This window comes from Streptomyces sp. NPDC043876 (assembly GCF_056435825.1).
Map to the genome: position 1 here is coordinate 568632 of NZ_JBWKDV010000004.1, position 17543 is coordinate 586174.

A 17543-nucleotide genomic window follows, 5' to 3' on the forward strand; every position below is an offset into this window, starting at 1 on the left:
GGCAGCCTCCCCCATGCCTTCCCCCGGGGGCGGCCCGACAGTTCTTGGCTTTCCGGGACGGGGTGGCATGTCAAGGGTGGCCGCAGGCCATCGCGAAGCGACGCGACGAAGGAGCGCTCTTGACAGGACGCCCCGGCACGGGAAGACAGTTGAACTGACGGGCAGCCCCCGGAACCACCCCGACCCCGGACGCACGAAGCGCACCCCACGAGCGGCGAAGCCGCGCCCCGGCGCAGCCGGGCCCCCATACGGGGGATAACGTCACCTTTGCCCCGGGGGTTGAGCCCATGGTGGTGGGCTTCCGCCCCACAGACCATTGGATCATGAAACGACACAAGCCGCCCACCCGCTCCGTCGCCTCCGCCCCCGCCCTGGCCGCAGTACTGCTCTCCGTAACCGCCGTACTCGCAGCCGCACCCACAGCCTTCGCCACCTCCACACCCGCACCCTCCCAGTCCCCATCCCCAACCCAGCTCGCCTCCCCCTCCCCCATCCCCGCCCTCGAGAGCCGCGCCCACGCGTTCCGTACCACCGAGCCCCGGGGCAGCCTCGACGATCTGCGGCCGGTCGGGCGGATGGTGGGGGACGCGCGGGTGGTGGGGCTCGGGGAGGCCACGCACGGTTCGCACGAGTTCTTCACCATGAAGCAGCGGGTGTTCCAGTACCTCGTGAAGGAAAAGGGCTTCCGCAGCTTCGCCCTGGAGGCGAGCTGGAGCACCGGACAGCGGCTGAACGACTACGTGGTGCGCGGGCAGGGTGATCCCGAGCGGATCATGCGCGAGGAGTTCCAGGCCAGTTACGTCTTCTGGAACAACACCGAGTATCTGGACCTGCTGCGCTGGATGCGCAGCTACAACGTTCAACACCCTGGCGACCCGGTGCAGTTCATGGGCGACGACTTCGGCTACGCCGGTCCGCAGCTCTACGACAACGTGACCGCCTACGTCGCCAAGGCGCACCCGGAGCTGCTGCCGCGCTTCGTCGAGCTGTACGACGGGCTGCGGCCCACGACCGCGCCCGAGGCCCACATGAAGGCTTATCCGGAGCGCCCCCTCGCCGAACGGCAGCAGAACGCCGCCCGGACCGGGCGCGCCCTGGACCTCCTCAAGCAGCAGGGGCCCGGCCCGGGCGCCACCGACGCCGGCGCTCGGGCGGCGTACGCCTGGGCGGTGCAGCACGCCACCGCCATCGACCAGACGGCCAGGGGGTATTCCTTCGACTTCGACGACCCGCGGCAGGGCGCCGAGGCCATGCGCTACCGGGACCAGATCATGGCGGACAACGTCGACTGGTGGCGCAAGCAGACGGGTGACAAGGTGCTGCTGGCGGCGCACAACGGCCATGTCGCCCTGCGCAGCCACGACCCGGCGCACTACCCCAAGGTCCAAGGAGCGTTCCTGCGCGACGCCTTGGGCAAGGACTACGTGAGCATCGGCTCCACCTTCGAGCAGGGCTCGTTCAACTCCCACGGGGACGACGGACGGTTGGGCTCCCATACGGTGGGACCCGCCGCGCCCGGCTCCAACGAGTACACCCTGGACAAGGTGCGCCAGCGCGACTACGTCCTGGACCTGCGCAACGCCCCGCCCGCGGCGCGCGACTGGCTGGCGACACCGCGCGCCACCCGCCACATCGGCGGCGCCTACCCCGGCCCCGCCGGCCCCGAGGCACGGATCGCGCTCTCGCAGTCGCACGACGTCCTCATCCACCTGCACCGCGTCACCGCCGCGCGCTGGCTGACTCCCCCGGCCTCCTGACGGCGGACGAAGCGGCCGTCGGCAGCCAGGGCAGGAGAAACGGCCGGTGTACGCCGCGCAGCCGTCAGTGCGCCGGCAGGCGGCCCGCCTCGCGGGCGAGCCCGGCCAGGACCGGGGCGATCAGGGGATGGGTCTCCGCGCCCCTGCGAGTGGCCGCGAAGACGCGGCGGGTGGCCGCGGGGCCTTCGACCGGGCGGACCTGGACCTCTTTGAGGTCGGTGCCGCGCAGCGCCGAGCGCGGCACCAGGGCGACGCCCGCACCCGCGCCGACGAGGGCGATCACCGCCCGGAAGTCGTCGGAGGAGTGCCGGAACCGGGGCTGGAAGCCCGCCAGTTCGCAGGCCAGCAGGGTCACGTCGTGGCACGGGTTGCCGGGGTACTGGCCCACCCATTCGGCGTCGGAGAGCCCGGCCAGGGACACCTCGGGCAGTACGGCGAGGGGATGCCCGGCGGGGAGCACCGCGTCGAAGGGTTCGGCGTACAGCGGGAGGACCGAGAGGCGGGTGTCGTCGGCGCCGGGGCCGCCGCGGTACTCCACGGCGAGCGCGACGTCGGCCTCCCCGTCCAGCAGCATCGGCAGGCTCTGGTCGCCCTCCGCGTCCCGGACCCGCAGCCGGATGCCGGGGTGGTCCCGGGCGAGCCGGGCGATGGCGGGGGCGAGCACTTCGGTGATGCCGGTGGCGAAGGCGGCGACGGTGACCTCGCCCGCCACGCCACCCGCGTAGGCGGCGAGCTCGGCCTCGGCGCGCTCCAGCTGGGCCTGTACCTCGTGGGCGTGCCCGACGAGGATCTCACCGGCCGCGGTGAGCCGTACGCCGCGCCCGCTGCGGGTGAGCAGGACGTGCCCGCTCTCCTGTTCCAGCGCCGCGAGCTGCTGGGACACCGCGGAGGGGGTCAGGTACAGGGCTGCGGCCGCGGCGGTCACCGTACGGTGGTCCGCCACGGCCCGAAGGATGCGCAGCCGGCGGGGGTCGATCACCCCTCCATGATGTCAGCCCGCCGAGGAGCCGAGCGCCGCGCGCGCGTCGATGAAGGCGGCCACGGCGCGCTCCACGTCCGCGGTCGAGTGGGCGGCCGAGAGCTGGACGCGGATCCGGGCGGCGCCCATGGGGACCACGGGGTAGGAGAAGCCGATCACGTACACGCCCCGCTCCAGCAGCAGCTCCGCCATGCGGGCCGCTTCCGCCGCGTCGCCGATCATGACGGGGGCGATGGCGTGGTCGCCGGGCAGGATCTCGAAGCCGGCCTCGGTCATCTTCGTACGGAAGAGCGAGGTGTTGGCGGCGAGCCGGTCGCGCAGGTCCCCGGCCGATTCGAGGAGGTCGAGGACCTTGAGCGAGGCCGCGGCGATGACGGGGGCGAGGGAGTTGGAGAAGAGGTACGGGCGCGAGCGCTGGCGCAGCAGGGCGACGATCTCGGCGCGGGCGGCGACGTAACCGCCGGAGGCGCCGCCGAGGGCCTTGCCGAGGGTGCCGGTGATGATGTCGACGCGGTCCATGACGCCGTGCAGTTCGGGCGTACCGCGGCCGCCGGGGCCGACGAAGCCGACGGCGTGCGAGTCGTCGACCATGACCATGGCGTCGTAGCGGTCGGCCAGGTCGCAGATCTCGGCGAGCGGGGCGACGTAGCCGTCCATGGAGAACACGCCGTCGGTGACGATCAGCTTGCGGCGGGCGCCGCCCTCGGTGGCTTCCTTGAGCCGGGTCTCCAGCTCGGCGAGGTCGCGGTTGGCGTAGCGGAAGCGGCGGGCCTTGGAGAGGCGGATGCCGTCGATGATCGAGGCGTGGTTGAGGGCGTCGGAGATCACCGCGTCCTCGGCGCCGAGCAGGGTCTCGAAGACGCCGCCGTTGGCGTCGAAGCAGGAGGAGTAGAGGATCGTGTCCTCCTGGCCGAGGAACGCGGAGAGCCGGGCCTCCAGTTCCTTGTGCACCTCCTGGGTGCCGCAGATGAAGCGGACGGAGGCCATGCCGTAGCCCCAGCGGTCCAGCGCGTCCTTGGCGGCGGCGACGACCTCGGGGTGGTCGGCGAGGCCGAGGTAGTTGTTCGCGCAGAAGTTCAGCACCTCGCCCGATGAGCCCGGGACCCCGCCGGAGGTGACGCCGACGGACGCGTTCTGCGGGGTGCCGATGACGCGCTCGGGCTTGTGCAGCCCGGCGGAACGGATCTCGTCGAGGGTGGCGCGCAGGTCTTCGCGTACGGACTCGAACATGGTGCTCTCTTTCCACTGGAGCGGCGGCGGACGGAGGGGGCCGGGCCCCGCGGAGGGGGGAGGGTGGTGCGGGGCCCGGCCGGAGGGAGGTGGTTCGGGGGTGCGAGGGGGCCTGCCGGTGGAGCGCCGGTGGGAGGCGTCCCGGGGCCGGCCCGGGCCCCTCGCGGGGTCCGGAGCGGCGGGTTACGCCGTCCAGTCCAGGATGATCTTGCCACTGCGCGCGGTGGCGGCCTCGTCGAAGGCGGCGTCGAAGTCCCGGTGCGAGTAGCGGCCGGTGATGACGGGGCTGAGGTCGAGCCCGCCCTCCAGCAGCACCGTCATCGCGTACCAGGTCTCGAACATCTCGCGGCCGTAGATGCCCTTGATGGTGATCATCGAGGTGACGACCTTCGCCCAGTCGACCGGGAACTCCTGCGCGGGCAGGCCGAGCATCGCGATCCGGCCGCCGTGCGTCATGTTGTCGATCATGTCGCGCATGGCCTCGGGGCGCCCCGACATTTCGAGGCCGATGTCGAAGCCCTCGCGCAGGCCGAGCTGCGCCTGCGCGTCCGCGATCGTGGCGCTGCGCACGTCGAGCGCGAGCGTGGCGCCCGCCTTGCGGGCGATCTCCAGCCGCTCGGGGCTGACATCGGTGATCGTCACGCTGCGCGCGCCGGCGTGCCGGGCGACGGCCGCCGCCATGATGCCGATCGGGCCCGCGCCGGTGATCAAGACGTCCTCCCCGACGAGGGGGAAGGACAGGGCCGTGTGCACGGCGTTCCCGAACGGGTCGAAGATCGCCGCCACGTCCAGGTCGACCTCGGTGCGGTGCACCCACACGTTCTGCGCGGGCAGGACCACGTACTCGGCGAACGCGCCGTCGCGGCCCACGCCGAGCCCGACCGTGCTGCGGCACAGGTGGCGCCGCCCGGCCAGGCAGTTGCGGCACTTGCCGCACACCAGGTGGCCCTCGCCGCTGACCAGCGCGCCGACCTCGATGTCCCGGACGTCGGAGCCGACCGCCGCGACCTCGCCGACGAACTCGTGGCCGAGGATCAGCGGGGTCTTGACGGCGCCCTGCGCCCAGCCGTCCCACGAACGGATGTGCAGGTCCGTGCCGCAGATGCCGGTGCGCAGCACCTTGATCAGGACCTCGCCGGGGCCGTGCTCGGGCTCGGGCACGTCCATGAGCCGCAGTCCGGGCTCGGCCTTGTGCTTGACGAGTGCCTTCATGGGGTGGCTCCAGGCATGCGGAGGGGGCGCCGCGACCCCTGGGGCAGGTGCGGTGCATCGACAGGCACCAATCTGCCCACCCCGTGGTGATCAGTCCATCGAGGATTTCTTAAGCGGGTCGACAGCGCAGCTTCACGCCTATGCTCCTCCCTGACGGGGCCGGGGCAGGGGCGGGAAAAGGGGAGGTGGCGGGGGTGCCGAGTCTGCGCAGTCGGGCGCTGTCGGCCGCGCTGATCGCGGTGGGCCGGCGAAGACGGTTCGCGAGTGCCGAGGCGGTACGGGCCCGGGTCGCGGAGGCGGCCCGCAGGCCGGCGTCGCACCTGCCGCCGCGCTCGCTGGGCAAGGTCGCCGAGGTGACGCGCACCTTCGTCGGGGCGTGGCCGGTGTACGACGCCTCGCCGCGCGGGGCGGAGCCGGCGGCCCGGGTGCTGTACGTCCACGGCGGCGGGTACGTCCACGAACTGGTCCGGCAGCACTGGTCGCTGATCCGGACCCTGGTGACCGGGGCGGGGGCGCGCTGCGTGGTACCCGCCTACATCCTGGCCCCGCGCGGGACCGCCGACCGGACGGTGCCGGTGGCCGCGGACCTGCTGAGCGGGCTGATCGAGAGCGGCGGCGCCGGTGGAACCGTCCTGATCGGGGACTCGGCGGGCGCGGGGCTGGCGCTCGCGGCGGCGCAGCGGCTGCGCGAGCGGACCGGTGTCCAGCCCTCGCGGATCGTGCTCATCTCGCCCTGGCTGGACGTGACGATGACCCATCCGGACCAGGCGGCGCTGGAGGCCGCCGATCCGATGCTGGCGCGGGCCGGGCTGGTGGAGGCGGGACGGCTGTACGCCGGGACGCTGGCCCCGGACGATCCGCGGGTGAGCCCGCTGCACGGCTCCTTCGCCGGGCTGGCGCCGCTGACGGTGTTCGCGGGCTCGCGGGACGTGCTGGTCACGGACAGCAGGGAGCTGGTGCGCCGGGCGCGGGCGGACGGGGCCGAGGTGGACTACCACGAGGCGGCCGGGCTGCCCCACGCGTACCCGCTGCTGCCGGTTCCGGAGGGCCGGGCGGCGCGCGATGCCATCGTCCGGCTGGTCCGGTCGGCGGCCGCCGCCGACTGACGGAGCGGGCGGTGCGGGCAGCGCTCAGGCCGCGCAGGTCATGAGGGAACTGATGGGCCGGGTCCGGTAGGCCGCCCAGAACTCCTCGTCGCGGTGCGCGTCCGGCGGCGGGGTGCGGGCGGGCTGCCAGCCGACGGTGGCGAAGCCGGCCTCTACGGCCGCCTCGGCGAAGTCCGCGTGGGCCCATTCGCGGAACTCGAAGGGCACGGGCGGGTCGGTGAGGAACTGGGCGCGCAGCAGCGGCGCGTCCCCGGTCGGGTCGCGGTCGATGATCCGGACGCCGTACGGCGACCAGTCCTGGTGCGGGAACGCGCCCGGGTTGGGCACGATGGCCAGCAGCCGGCCGCCGGGGCGCAGGTTGGCCCGGATCGAGCGGAACATGGCGTGCAGGGCGGTCCGGTCGGGCGCGTAGTTGAAGAGGTGGACGGCGGTGGCCAGATCAAAAGGGCCGAGCGGGGGCATCGCGGCGACATCGCCGACGACGTACTCGACACCGGCCCCGGTGGCCGGGTCCACCGGGTCGTGGGTCTCCTCCCTGGCGAGCGCGATCATGCGTTCGGAGACGTCGATGCCGACGGTGCGGCGTGCTCCGCCGCGGGCCAGGAGCCGCGTGGTGTAGCCGTATCCGCAGGCGAGGTCCAGGACGTCGAGGCCGCGCACCCCGCCGAGCGCGGCGAGCGCGCCGAGCAGGGTGAAGGTGTCGGCCGCCGAGGACGCCGCGGTGGTCTTGGTCTCGGCGTAGCGCGCGCCGATGGTGTCGTACTGCTTCCGCATGATCCGTATCGTGCCCCGCGCGCGGGGCCCGCGCGGCCCGGGCCGTGCGCCGTCCCCCGGACGAGGGAAGCGGTCGGCCTATCGGGGACGGGCCGGCCTCGTGGGGCGGGTGGGGGTGGAGGGGCGTACGGGCGTACGGGGCCTGGGCAGCGCCGGACCCTGCGCGCGCCCTCAGCCGCGGGCCCGCCCCGCGCCGTCACCCCAGTTCCGCGAGCGTCTTCAGCAGCGGGGCGGCGCCGTCCTCCCGCGCCAGGGCGGCGGAGAGGGCCCGGGCGCGGGCGAGCATGCCCGGGTCGGTGGTGGCCTCGCGGACCGCCGCGGCCAGGCCGTCCACCGTGAGCCGCTGGTAGCGGACCGGGCGGGGGGCGACGCCGAGCGCGTGCAGACGCGCGGCCCAGAAGGGCTGGTCGAGGTGGACGGGGACGGGGACGGCCGGCACCCCCGCGCGCAGCCCGGCCGCGGTGGTGCCCGCGCCGGCGTGGTGGATCACCGCGGCGGTGCGCGGGAAGAGCCAGTCGTGCGGGACCTCGCCGACCCCGATCAGGTCGTCGCCCTCGGCGCTCAGACCGCTCCATCCCGCCTGGACGATCCCGCGCACCTTCGCCTTGCGCAGCGCGGCGGCCAGGAGGGCTCCGAGCCGTTCCGCGTCCGCGGCGACGAGGCTGCCGAAGCCCGCGAAGACGGGCGGGGGGCCCGCGGCGAGGAAGTCCAGGAGCCGCTGCTCGGGCTGCCAGCCGGGGGGCCGTTCGGGCCACCAGTACCCGCCGACCTGGTGTCCGGCGGGCCAGTCCGCGGGGCGGGGCAGGACGAGGGGGCTGAAGCCGTGGTGGACCGGCCGGTCCGGGTCCAGGCCGAGGGGGCCGCTGAACCGGCGTGCGGGCAAGCCGAGTTCGCGGCGCAGGGCGCGCACGCCGGGGGCGAAGGCCCGGTCTCCCCACGCCCAGATGGCCCGTCCGGTCAGCTCGTTGCCGTACGGGCCGAAGGAACGGCCGCCCGCGACCAGTGGCGGGAAGGCCCGGTTGGGGGTGACGGGCAGCAGGTGGACGCCGACACAGGGCAGCCGGTAGCCCTCGGCGAGGGTGGCGCACAGCGGTTCGGTGAGGGTGGAGGCGAGGACGACGTCGGCCCCCGCGCGCACCGCGGTGGCGACACCGTCGGTCAGCGGCGGGATGAACGCGCGGGCGAGGCGCACCACCCGGGCCATGGAGACGGGGGTGCTGACCGCGCGGGTCAGCCGCTGGCCCGTGGGGGAGGCGAGTTCGACCCGGGGGTCGACGGGCAGCGGGCGGAACCCGAGGCCGAGGGCGGTGACGGCGCCTTCGTAGCGGCCGTGGGTGGCGAGGACCACCTCGTGTCCGGCGGCGCGCAGCCGCGTGCCGAGTCCGGTGTAGGGGGCGACGTCGCCCCAGGATCCAGCTGTCACCATCAGTACGCGCATGGTTTCACTGTGTCAGTTCGGCGTCGGCTCGCGCGAGTTCGCAGCTCAGGACGGGACGGGTGCGGACCGGCCGGGGACGGGGGCGAGTTCGCGGGCGCAGGAGCGCAGCCAGGCGTGGGCCGGGTCGGCGTCGTGCCGCGGGTGCCAGGCCATCCCGAAGGGCATGGCAGGCAGGTCGAGCGGGATGGGGAAGACCTTCAGGCCCAGGGCGTCGGCGAGCGGTACGGCCTGGGTGGTGATCAGCCCGACGAGGTCGCCCTGGCGCAGCACGAACAGCGAGGCGGGAAAGGTGCCGACGCTGCCCACCACCCGGCGGCTCAGGCCGAGTTCGGCGAGGGCGGCGTCGACGGGACCTTCGAGGCGGCCGCGCCGGGAGGCGATCAGGTGGTCGGCGGCGGCGAAGCGGCGGGCGGTGACCTTGCCGCGCAGCAGCGGGTGCCCGGGGCGTACGACGGCCAGCACGTGGTCGTCCGCGAGGTGTTCCACGTGCACCTCGGGCGACCGGGTGTCGACGACGCCGAGTTCCAGGTCCGCGACCCCTTCGCGCAGGGCGGCCACGTCGGCGTGGCTCTCGGGCAGGAAGCGCAGCCGCACGCCGGGGGCTTCGCGGGCCACCCGCTCGAAGAGGGTGGCTCCGCAGGCGGCCACGTAGGCGTCGTTGGCGATGACGCTGAAGGTGCGCTGGAGGGTGGCGAGGTCGATCCGGCCGCCGGAGAGGAAGAGGGAGCGGGCGCGTTCGACGACGGCGCGCACCTCGCCGTGCAGCGCGAGGGCGTGCGGCGTGGCCACCATGGACCGGCCGGCGCGGACCAGGACGGGGTCGCCGAGGGCCTTGCGGATCCGTCCGAGGGTGCGGCTCATGGCGGGTTCTGAGAGGTGCAGCCGGGCGGCCGCGCGGGAGACGCTGGACTCCTCCAGCAGGACGTCGAGGGCCACGAGCAGGTTCAGGTCCAGCCCGGATTGCATCACACGCATACATCCCTTGCAGAAGTTGCACTGGAAAGCAGGTCACGCCAACTCTACGGTGGGGGCATCCCGTTACCGAGCTCCGAGGAGGAGCCGTGCTCCGCCGTGCCCAGAACCGTCCCGTTCCCTCCGGTGCCGCCGCGCCCGCTGGCACCGCGGCGTCCGCCGTCACCGCGGCGCCCGCGGTCACCGCGCCGTCCGATCCCGGCGCACCGCCCGGGCCCACCGCACCACCGGGTCCCGCCCGCGCCGTCGTGCTCGTGCTGTGCGCCTGCGTGCTGGTCGCCCAGGCGATGGTGGCGGCCGTCAACCTGCTGATCCCGCAGCTCGCCGCGTCCTCCCTGCGCCCCGCGCCCGGTGAGCTGCTGTGGGCGGTCGACGCCTACGTCATCGTCTTCGCCGCGCTGCTGATCCCCGCCGGGGCCCTCGGCGACCGCTACGGGCGCAAGGGCGCCCTGCTGGCGGGGCTCGGCCTGTTCGCGGCGGGCGGGGCGCTCAGCGCCCTGGCCGTCTCCCCCGCCGTCCTCATTGCGGGGCGCGGCCTGTGCGGCGCGGGGGCCGCGCTGATCATGCCGGCCACCATGTCCGTCCTGGTCCACCTGAGCCCGCCCGAACGGCGCGGTCAGGCCCTGGCCACCTGGACCCTGTCGGCGGGCCTGGGCGGGCTGGCGGGCAACGTGGGCGGTGGGCTGGTGGGCGAGTTCCTGACCTGGCGCGCCCTGTTCTGGGCGGTGGTGCCGCTCGGCGTCCTGCTCGCGCTCGTGGTGGCGCGTACGGTCCCGCGCACCCCGGCCCGGCCGGACGCGGCGGTGGACCCGCTGGGGGCGCTGCTGCTGGCGGGGGCGCTGTTCGCCGTGGTGTACGGGATCATCGAGGGCCCTTCGCTCGGCTGGGCGTCGGCGCGGGTGCTGGGCGCCTTCGGCGCGGGTGCGGCGCTGCTGGCGGTCTTCACCGGCTACGCCCTGCGCGCCGCGCGGCCGCTGCTGGACCCGCGGATCTTCGCCTCGCGGCGGCTGCGGGCCGGGGCGCTCGGGATCGGGGCGGCCTTCTTCGGCCTCTTCGGCCTGTTCTTCGTCAACGCGCAGTACCTCCAGTACGCGAAGGGGTTCTCACCGGCGCTGACGGGTCTGGCGATCGTGCCGCTCACCGTCGGCATGGTGCTGGTGCCCCGGCTGGGCGCCCGGCTCCAGCAGCGGACCGGGCCGCGGCCGCTCGCCGGGGCGGGGCTGGCCCTGATCGGGGCGGGCCTGCTGATGGTGTCCACGGTGGACGCGGGGACCCCGTACCCGGTGTACGCCTGCTACCTGCTCGTGCTGTCGGCCGGTACCGGGCTGTGCGCGCCCGCCCTGACCCTGACGGTGGTCGCCGAGCTGCCGGTCCACCAGGCCGGGCTGGGGTCCGGGCTCAACACGGCGGCCCGCGAGATCGGCGCGGCGCTCGGGGTCGCGGTGGTGGGGACGGTGCTGGCCTCGCGGTTCCACGGAAACCCGCAGGATCCGGCGCAGGTGGCGGCCTTCACCGACGCCATGGGCGTGGCGCTGCGTACGGTGGCCGTGGCACTGCTGGCCGCGACGGTGGCCGTGGTGGTCGGCTACCGGGGCGGTACGCGTCCCGGCGCGCATGGAGGCGCGCGCCGCGACGCGCGCCCCCGGGATGCAGCAGCCGCCGGTTCGGGCGCATCCTGACTGTGTGACGGCGAGACCGGACATCCACGGGCCTGCCCTGGACGAGACGGGCCGGGCGCTCGTGCGGGCCGCGGTGGAGGTGGTCGAGGCCGTCGGCGGCTACGGGGGCGGGGTCTACCTGCGCTCCACGACGGACGGCCAGCTGCGCCTGGCGGTGCTGGTGGGCCTGCCGGCGCCGCTGTTCCGCCCGTGGTGGCGGATGCAGGTGAACCGCCCCTACCCGGTGGCCGAGGCGTACCGCTCCGGGCACGCCGTGCACCTGCCCGACGCGGAGTCGACGATGCGGCTGTTCCCGCAGCTCATGGCGGGACTGCCGTTCGCCTTCGGTTCGCTGTACGAGCCGGTGGCCGCCGGGGACGAGCGGTACGGGGTCCTGATGGTGCTGCGTACCGCGACCCCCGGCGCGCCGGTCGGCCGGGAGGACCGGCAGCGGATGCGCGGGGCGGCCGCGGCGCTGTCGCGCGACCTGGCCGGGCTGACCGCGGCGGGCGCCCCGGTGGTGTGGGACGCGGATCCGCTGGTGGTCGAGCCGCCGGGCCCCCCGGCGGACGCCTCGGCGGCGCTCGGCCGACTGCCGCAGGCCCTGCTCTCCCTGGACCGGCTCGGGCGGGTGGGGTTCGTGAGCGCCGGGGCGAACGCCCTGCTGGGGACGGACCCGGCGGCGCTGCGGGGGCGCGTCCTGTGGGAGGCCTTGCCCTGGCTGGGCCAGCCCGTGTACGAGGACCACTTCCGGGCCGCCTACATGTCCGGGGAACCCATCGGGTTCCTGGCCGTCCGTCCGTCCGGGGACTGGATCTCGGTGGACCTCCATCCGGGGGACGGCGGGATCAGCGTGCTGCTGACGGCGGCCCGGGCGCCCGCCTCCGTACAGGGGTCCGCGGCCCCGGCCGGAGCCGGGCCCGGTTCGCCCGCCGAGCGGGCCGCCGTCGTCTACCGCCCGGTGGCCATGGCGATCGCGCTGACCGAGGCGGTCACCGCGCGCCAGGTCTCGGCCGTGGTGACCGAGGAACTACTGCCGGCCTTCGGCGGCCGTCAGCTGGCGATCTACCTGCTGAACGAGCGCCACCTCCACCTGGCCTGGGAGACCGGTTTCCCCAAGGGCTTCCTGAACCGGTTCGACGGGGTGGGCCTGGACGTCCGGCTGCCCGGCGTGGAGACCCTGACCTCGGGCCGGCCGATCTTCTTCGAGTCGATGCAGCACCTGGCCACGGCCTACCCGGGGATCCCGATGGACACCGACGTCGGGGCGCGCGCCTTCCTGCCGCTGATCGCCTCCGGCCGTCCGGTGGGCTCCTGCATCCTGGGCTTCGACGCACCCCGCAGTTTCAGTGCGGAGGAGCGCACCGTGCTGACCGCGCTGGCTGGGCTGATCGCGCAGGCCCTGGAACGGGCGCAGCGCTACGACACCGAGGCCGCCCTCGCGCGCGGCCTGCAGGCGGCGCTGCTGCCGACCCGGCTGCCGGTGCTGGAGCACGTGGACACGGTGGCCCGCTATCTGGCCGGCACGCAGGGCATGGACGTGGGCGGGGACTGGTACGACGTCATCGAGACCGAGCCCGGCCTGCTGGCCCTGGTCATCGGGGACGTGCAGGGGCACGGGGTGGCGGCGGCCGCGACCATGGGCCAACTGCGCAGCGCGGTAAGGGCCTTCGCGTTCAACGGGAGCAGCCCGCAGGAGGTGATGAGCGGTACTAACCGGCTGCTGATCGGCCTGGATCCGGGTCAGTTCGCCAGCTGCTGCTACGTCCTGCTCGACCCGGCGACGGGCCGGGCGCTGGCCGTGCGGGCGGGGCACCCGCAGCCGCTGCTGCGGCACGCCGACGGCCGGACGGAGGTGCTGGACCTGCCGGGCGGGGTGGTGCTCGGCATCGATCCGCGGGCGGCGTACCCGGTCACCGCGCTCACCCTGGAGCCCGGGGCGGTGCTCGCCCTCTACACGGACGGGCTGGTGGAGCAGCCGGGTACGGACATCGACGTCGGGGTGGAGCGGCTGCGGGCCTCGCTGGCGGCGGCCGGCCCGGGGCCGCTGACCGAGACGGCGGACCGGCTGATCAGCGAGGCGGGGCAGGCGGCCGACCGTCCGGACGACATCGCGCTGCTGCTGGCGGCGCGCACTGCGGGCGGCCCGGCGCGGCGCTGACCCGCCGCCCCGGCGGGCGGGACGCGGGCTCCGGATGCGGGCTCGGATGCGGGCATCTTGGGCAGCACCCCCAAGCGCCTTGTGTTTCAAGCCCCTTGGAACGGTCAGACGCGCAGGTAATCCGAAGAACGCCCAGCGAGAGGGGAATGCCATGCCCGACGTGTCCCTGCTGCCCGGACCGACGCTCCACCACTGGGAGTGGCAGGCCGACGCCGCCTGCCGCGATCTCGGCCCGAACCGGTTCTTCCATCCCGCCGGTGAACGCGGCGAGGAGCGGGAGGGCCGGGACGAGGCGGCCAAGCGGGTCTGCGCCGTGTGCCCGGTCCGCAGCGCCTGCCTGGAGCACGCGCTGCGCACCCATGAGCCCTTCGGCGTGTGGGGCGGCCTGACCGAGGACGAGCGCCGGGAGCTGCGGCAGGCGTCCCGCTGAGGGCGCGGGGCGGGGCCCAGGCGTCCGATCGGCAAAACCGGTGGAAATAATCTGCGGGGCGAGCTGCGGTTACCGCACCCCGCAGAGGGCAGTGTTTACGCGGCCTTAACGCCGAAACGGACACTTTCGGCGTGTCGGAACGATGGATTCCGCAGGTAAACAGCTATTGACCAGCGGATCCCGCGGAGATTGCATAACGGCTCGGGAGCCACACAGAACCACCTGATCACCAGCCGCCCCGGAGGCGATACCGCTCCCGACTCACCACTTCGCACCTGCCGATCGGAACCCCGCACTGATGTCCGACACGATCAGCGCTCCCCAGGCGCTCGCCCCCGCGACCGGCCCCGTCCCCCAGAAGCTCAAGCGCTCCATCGGCGTGGTGGGCGGGACCTTGCTCACCCTCTCGTGCGTGACGCCCGCCTCCACGCTGTTCGTGGTGGTGCCCGACCTGTTCTCGAGCCTCGGCACCTATGCCGCCCTCACCATCGCCATCGGCTCGCTGCTGTGCATCGGCGTCGCGTTCTGCTACTCCGAGCTGGGCACCTTGATCCCGAGCGCGGGCGGCGAGTACGCCATCGTGTCCACGCTCGCCGGACGGCTCGCGGGCTGGCTGGTCTTCGTCCTGTCCCTGCTGGTCGTGATGATCGTGCCGCCCGTGATCGCCATGGGCACGGCCGACTACCTCGCGCCGATCGTCCACGTACCGGCCCCCGTCGCCGGCGGCGCGGTCATGCTGCTCGCCACCCTCGCCGGCCTGCTCGACCTGCGCGCCAACGCCTGGATCACCGGCATCTTCCTGGTGCTGGAGGTCGTGGCCGCGGCCCTCGTCGCCGTCCTCGGCTTCGCTCACGGCGAGCGCGGCGCCTCGGCCCTCATCCACGGCTCGGTGGCCGGTGAGACCGGCGCCTCGACCTCCACGGTCACCGCGATGATGGTCGTCTCCGGTCTGGCCATCGCCCTGTTCATCACCCAGGGGTTCTCGACCGCCGTCTACCTGTCGGAGGAGCTGGAGAACCCGCGGCGCAACGTCGCCCGGACCGTCCTGGCGACCCTGGCCATCTCCACCGCCGTGATCCTCGTCCCGGTCATCGCCATCACCGTCGGCGCCCCCGACCTCGCGGCCCTGACCAGCGGAGACATCGGCGCCATGGTCACCGCCTGGTCCAACTCGGCCGTCGGGACCTTCATCAGCCTCTGCGTCGCCCTCGCCATCGTCAACGCGGGCATCGTCATGGTCATCCAGAACTCGCGGGTGCTCTTCGCCTCCGCCCGGGACAAGGCCTGGCCCGAGCCGGTCAACAACGCGCTGTCCCGGCTGGGCCGCACCGGTTCCCCCTGGGTCGCCACCCTGCTCGTCGGCGTCCCCGGCGCGGGCCTCTGTTTCGTCAACCTGGACACGCTCTACGGGGTGACCGGCGTCTCGGTCACCGGCATGTACCTCCTGGTGGCGGTGGCCGCGCTGTTCAGCCGCCGCGGCGCGCACGGATCCGTCGCCGCCTGGCGGATGCCGCTGTGGCCGGCGGTGCCGGTCGCGCTGATCCTCGTACTCGCCTACATCCTGACGCAGCAGGAGACGCAGTACCTGCTCTGGACCGGCGGGATCACCGGCGCCGCCACCCTGTACTGGGCGCTGTACCTGCGCCCGCGCCAGGACTCGCGCTGGCTGGTCACCATTCCGGAGACCGAGGAGGCCCCCGCCTCCTGACCCGCTCCCGCTCCGCCCTCCCCCGCGCCACCCGTCCGAGCCGTCGGACGGGTGGCGCACCCGTGCGGCCCGCGCCGACACCTTTCGCCGCCGGGGAGGGTTGTACAGCGCGCTTTGTCCTTCCGGCGCCTCTTGGAGCGATCAATGTCAGTCATGCCGAGTTCCGTCACGGTCCAGGGCCGGGGATCGCTCACGCACCGGGACCCGGCCGTCCCCCTGCCCGTCCCCGCGCAGGGCAGCGGCTCGGACGCCTCCACCGGGTCCGTGCCCGGGACGGTGGAGGAGCGCGAGCTGGTCTTCGACGGTCTCGGCTACGTCTGCCGGACCGCACGCGCGGGCGGCGCGGGTACGCCGCTCCTCATCCTCGGTGGCTCCGAGCAGAACCGGACCTCCTGGACCCGGCACGAGAAGCGGCTCGTCCAGGACGGCCCCGTGGTGACCGTCGACCTGCCCGGCTACGGAACCGCCGACTTCCTGCCGGCCCGCTACGGCATCGACTACCTCGCCGCGGCCACCCGCCACCTCGTGGACGAACTGGGGCTGGGCCGGATCAGCCTCTTCGGCACCTGCTTCGGGGGCGCCATCGCGCTGCGCTTCGCCCAGCACTACCCGGCGCTGGTCGAGCGGCTGATGCTGAGCGGGATGGCGACGGCCGTCACCGAGGAGTACACGGCGGCGATGGAACGCTGGGACGCCATGATCGCGCGCGGGGAGACCGAGGACATCGCCCGCGAGCTGACCGACCGCTTCATGTCGCCCCCCGGCACCGGCACCGTGCGCAAGCACGCGGCGGTGGGCCGGCTCGTCTACCAGCAGATCGCCGGGCAGAGCCCCGATTCGCTGCGCAAGTCGGCCGAGCACAACCGGCGGCTGATCCGGCACGAGTGGTACCGGCCCGAGCCGTGTCCGCCGGTGCCGGCGCTGGTCGTCACCGGCGAGCACGACACGCTCACCACCCCCGACATGGGCCGCGGGGTGGCGTCCGTGCTGCCCACGGCGCAGTTCCTGACCGTGCTGGAGACCGACCACCTGGCGCCGCTGGAGCGCAGCGCGGAGTTCGCCGACCTGATGGCCCGCTTCCTGACCGGGCAGTCGCTGGCCGGGCTGCCGTACGCCACCGCGCCGGAGGCCTTCGTCGGCGGACGGGCCGTGCCCGGCCGGGGCTGACTCCGGGAAGGCGGGTGGTCGCGCGCACCACGAGGAGGAGCAGGAGTGTGGCGGCGCACACCATGTCAGCCGCCGTCCCCGGTGCCTACTGTTGCCCGCCATGACGAGCTTTTCTCCACCGCCGACTCCCCCGGCCTCCCCCGCCGCCGTGACGTCCGCGCCCGGCGCGGCGCACCCCGGCCCGTGCGGGGCCGCCCTGGCCGGGCGGGTCGCCCTGGTGACGGGCGGGGGCAGCGGGATCGGCCGCGCCTGCGCGCTCGCCCTGGCGGCCGCCGGGGCCGCCGTGCACGTGGTGGACATCGACGGGGACTCGGCCCGGGCCACGGCCGTGGCGGTCGGCGGACGGGCGCACACCGCCGACCTGGCCGACCCGGCGGCGATCGAGGCGCTGCCCGCCGCGGTGGACATCCTGGTCAACAGCGCCGGGCTGCAGCACGTGGCGCCGCTGACGGAGTTCCCGCCGGAGCGGTTCGCCCTGATCCAGCAGGTGATGGTGACCGCGCCGTTCCTGCTGCTGCGCCGGACCCTGCCCCACATGTACGCGGGCGGCTGGGGCCGGGTGGTCAACATCTCCAGCGTCCACGGCGTGCGGGCCAGCGCCTACAAGTCCGCCTACGTCGCCGCCAAGCACGGGCTGGAGGGGCTGAGCAAGGTCACCGCGATCGAGGGCGCTCCGTACGGCGTGACCAGCAACTGCGTCGGTCCCGGGTACGTCCGCACCCCCCTGGTCGAGGACCAGATCGAGGCGCAGGCCGCCGCGCACGGCATCGGCCCCGCCGACGTGGTGTCCGAGGTGCTGCTGACCCGCTCCGCGATCAAACGCCTCATCGAACCGGAGGAGGTCGCGGCGGCCGTGGTGTGGCTGTGCGGCCCGCACACCGGCTACCTCACCGGCGCCTCCCTCCCCCTGGACGGCGGCTGGGGCGCGAGCTGAGCGGGCGCGGTTCTGAC

General features: G+C 74.3%; 14 protein-coding genes. 8 read left to right on the plus strand and 6 right to left on the minus strand.

The genetic code is table 11. The features are described 5' to 3' along the window. Nucleotides 1-323 precede the first annotated feature (323 nt). Complete coding sequence (locus AC0693_RS16325) at nucleotides 324-1757, plus strand: erythromycin esterase family protein (protein ID WP_478802164.1); 1434 nt, start codon at nucleotides 324-326, stop codon at nucleotides 1755-1757. 64 nt (nucleotides 1758-1821) lie between these two features. Here the strand turns inward: AC0693_RS16325 and AC0693_RS16330 are convergent, their stop codons facing one another. The 3 genes from AC0693_RS16330 to tdh all read right to left on the minus strand — a co-directional run bounded on the left by AC0693_RS16330 (nucleotide 1822) and on the right by tdh (nucleotide 5178). Continuing rightward, on the minus strand, nucleotides 1822-2736 hold the full coding sequence (locus AC0693_RS16330; RefSeq protein ID WP_356416348.1) for a LysR family transcriptional regulator: 915 nt from the start codon (nucleotides 2734-2736) through the stop codon (nucleotides 1822-1824). A 12-nt stretch (nucleotides 2737-2748) separates the two neighbouring features. After that, entirely contained in the window at nucleotides 2749-3966 is a 1218-nt protein-coding gene (locus AC0693_RS16335) for a glycine C-acetyltransferase (RefSeq protein ID WP_469320395.1), read from the minus strand. A gap of 183 nt (nucleotides 3967-4149) precedes the next feature. Next, entirely contained in the window at nucleotides 4150-5178 is a 1029-nt protein-coding gene (gene tdh, locus AC0693_RS16340; RefSeq protein WP_478802165.1) for an L-threonine 3-dehydrogenase, read from the minus strand. Nucleotides 5179-5372: 194 nt separating this feature from the next. Here tdh and AC0693_RS16345 point away from each other — a divergent pair, with 194 nt between their 5' ends. Beyond that, nucleotides 5373-6284, plus strand: a complete 912-nt coding sequence (locus AC0693_RS16345) for an alpha/beta hydrolase fold domain-containing protein (RefSeq protein WP_469339762.1) — start codon at nucleotides 5373-5375, stop codon at nucleotides 6282-6284. Between the two features lie 24 nt (nucleotides 6285-6308). On the opposite strand, the gene AC0693_RS16350 is transcribed toward AC0693_RS16345, so the two are convergent. The 3 genes from AC0693_RS16350 to AC0693_RS16360 form a co-directional block, all read right to left on the minus strand. Next, nucleotides 6309-7058 carry a class I SAM-dependent methyltransferase gene (locus tag AC0693_RS16350; RefSeq protein WP_478743133.1) on the minus strand — a complete coding sequence of 250 codons (750 nt, stop codon included), beginning with the start codon at nucleotides 7056-7058 and terminating at the stop codon, nucleotides 6309-6311. A gap of 196 nt (nucleotides 7059-7254) precedes the next feature. Continuing rightward, nucleotides 7255-8496 (minus strand): glycosyltransferase, encoded by a 1242-nt coding sequence (locus AC0693_RS16355; protein ID WP_478802166.1) that lies wholly within the window; start codon nucleotides 8494-8496, stop codon nucleotides 7255-7257. A gap of 45 nt (nucleotides 8497-8541) precedes the next feature. Further along, nucleotides 8542-9471 (minus strand): LysR family transcriptional regulator, encoded by a 930-nt coding sequence (locus AC0693_RS16360; protein ID WP_478802167.1) that lies wholly within the window; start codon nucleotides 9469-9471, stop codon nucleotides 8542-8544. 245 nt (nucleotides 9472-9716) lie between these two features. Between AC0693_RS16360 and AC0693_RS16365 the strand changes: the two genes are divergently transcribed. The 6 genes from AC0693_RS16365 to AC0693_RS16390 all read left to right on the plus strand — a co-directional run bounded on the left by AC0693_RS16365 (nucleotide 9717) and on the right by AC0693_RS16390 (nucleotide 17526). Then, a complete protein-coding gene (locus AC0693_RS16365; RefSeq protein WP_478802249.1) occupies nucleotides 9717-11147 on the plus strand; it encodes an MFS transporter in 1431 nt (476 codons plus the stop codon). A 118-nt stretch (nucleotides 11148-11265) separates the two neighbouring features. Continuing rightward, a complete protein-coding gene (locus AC0693_RS16370) occupies nucleotides 11266-13287 on the plus strand; it encodes a SpoIIE family protein phosphatase (RefSeq protein ID WP_478802250.1) in 2022 nt (673 codons plus the stop codon). 151 nt (nucleotides 13288-13438) lie between these two features. Next, complete coding sequence (locus AC0693_RS16375) at nucleotides 13439-13717, plus strand: WhiB family transcriptional regulator (RefSeq protein ID WP_469320391.1); 279 nt, start codon at nucleotides 13439-13441, stop codon at nucleotides 13715-13717. 298 nt (nucleotides 13718-14015) lie between these two features. Next, on the plus strand, nucleotides 14016-15425 hold the full coding sequence (locus tag AC0693_RS16380) for an APC family permease (RefSeq protein WP_478802168.1): 1410 nt from the start codon (nucleotides 14016-14018) through the stop codon (nucleotides 15423-15425). 153 nt (nucleotides 15426-15578) lie between these two features. Further along, nucleotides 15579-16592, plus strand: a complete 1014-nt coding sequence (locus AC0693_RS16385) for an alpha/beta fold hydrolase (RefSeq protein ID WP_478802169.1) — start codon at nucleotides 15579-15581, stop codon at nucleotides 16590-16592. 100 nt (nucleotides 16593-16692) lie between these two features. Beyond that, nucleotides 16693-17526: a 3-hydroxybutyrate dehydrogenase gene (locus AC0693_RS16390; protein WP_469320388.1), complete on the plus strand. Its 834-nt coding sequence runs from the start codon at nucleotides 16693-16695 to the stop codon at nucleotides 17524-17526. Nucleotides 17527-17543: the final 17 nt, after the last annotated feature.

Bases quoted from the DNA above. Each gene is read 5' to 3' on its own strand.
- AC0693_RS16325 (WP_478802164.1), top strand. From the start codon at position 324: ATGAAACGACACAAGCCGCCCACCCGCTCCGTCGCCTCCGCCCCCGCC.
- AC0693_RS16335 (WP_469320395.1), bottom strand. From the start codon at position 3,966: ATGTTCGAGTCCGTACGCGAAGACCTGCGCGCCACCCTCGACGAGATC.
- tdh (WP_478802165.1), bottom strand. From the start codon at position 5,178: ATGAAGGCACTCGTCAAGCACAAGGCCGAGCCCGGACTGCGGCTCATG.
- AC0693_RS16350 (WP_478743133.1), bottom strand. From the start codon at position 7,058: ATGCGGAAGCAGTACGACACCATCGGCGCGCGCTACGCCGAGACCAAG.
- AC0693_RS16355 (WP_478802166.1), bottom strand. From the start codon at position 8,496: ATGCGCGTACTGATGGTGACAGCTGGATCCTGGGGCGACGTCGCCCCC.
- AC0693_RS16360 (WP_478802167.1), bottom strand. From the start codon at position 9,471: ATGCGTGTGATGCAATCCGGGCTGGACCTGAACCTGCTCGTGGCCCTC.
- AC0693_RS16375 (WP_469320391.1), top strand. From the start codon at position 13,439: ATGCCCGACGTGTCCCTGCTGCCCGGACCGACGCTCCACCACTGGGAG.
- AC0693_RS16380 (WP_478802168.1), top strand. From the start codon at position 14,016: ATGTCCGACACGATCAGCGCTCCCCAGGCGCTCGCCCCCGCGACCGGC.
- AC0693_RS16385 (WP_478802169.1), top strand. From the start codon at position 15,579: ATGCCGAGTTCCGTCACGGTCCAGGGCCGGGGATCGCTCACGCACCGG.
- AC0693_RS16390 (WP_469320388.1), top strand. From the start codon at position 16,693: ATGACGAGCTTTTCTCCACCGCCGACTCCCCCGGCCTCCCCCGCCGCC.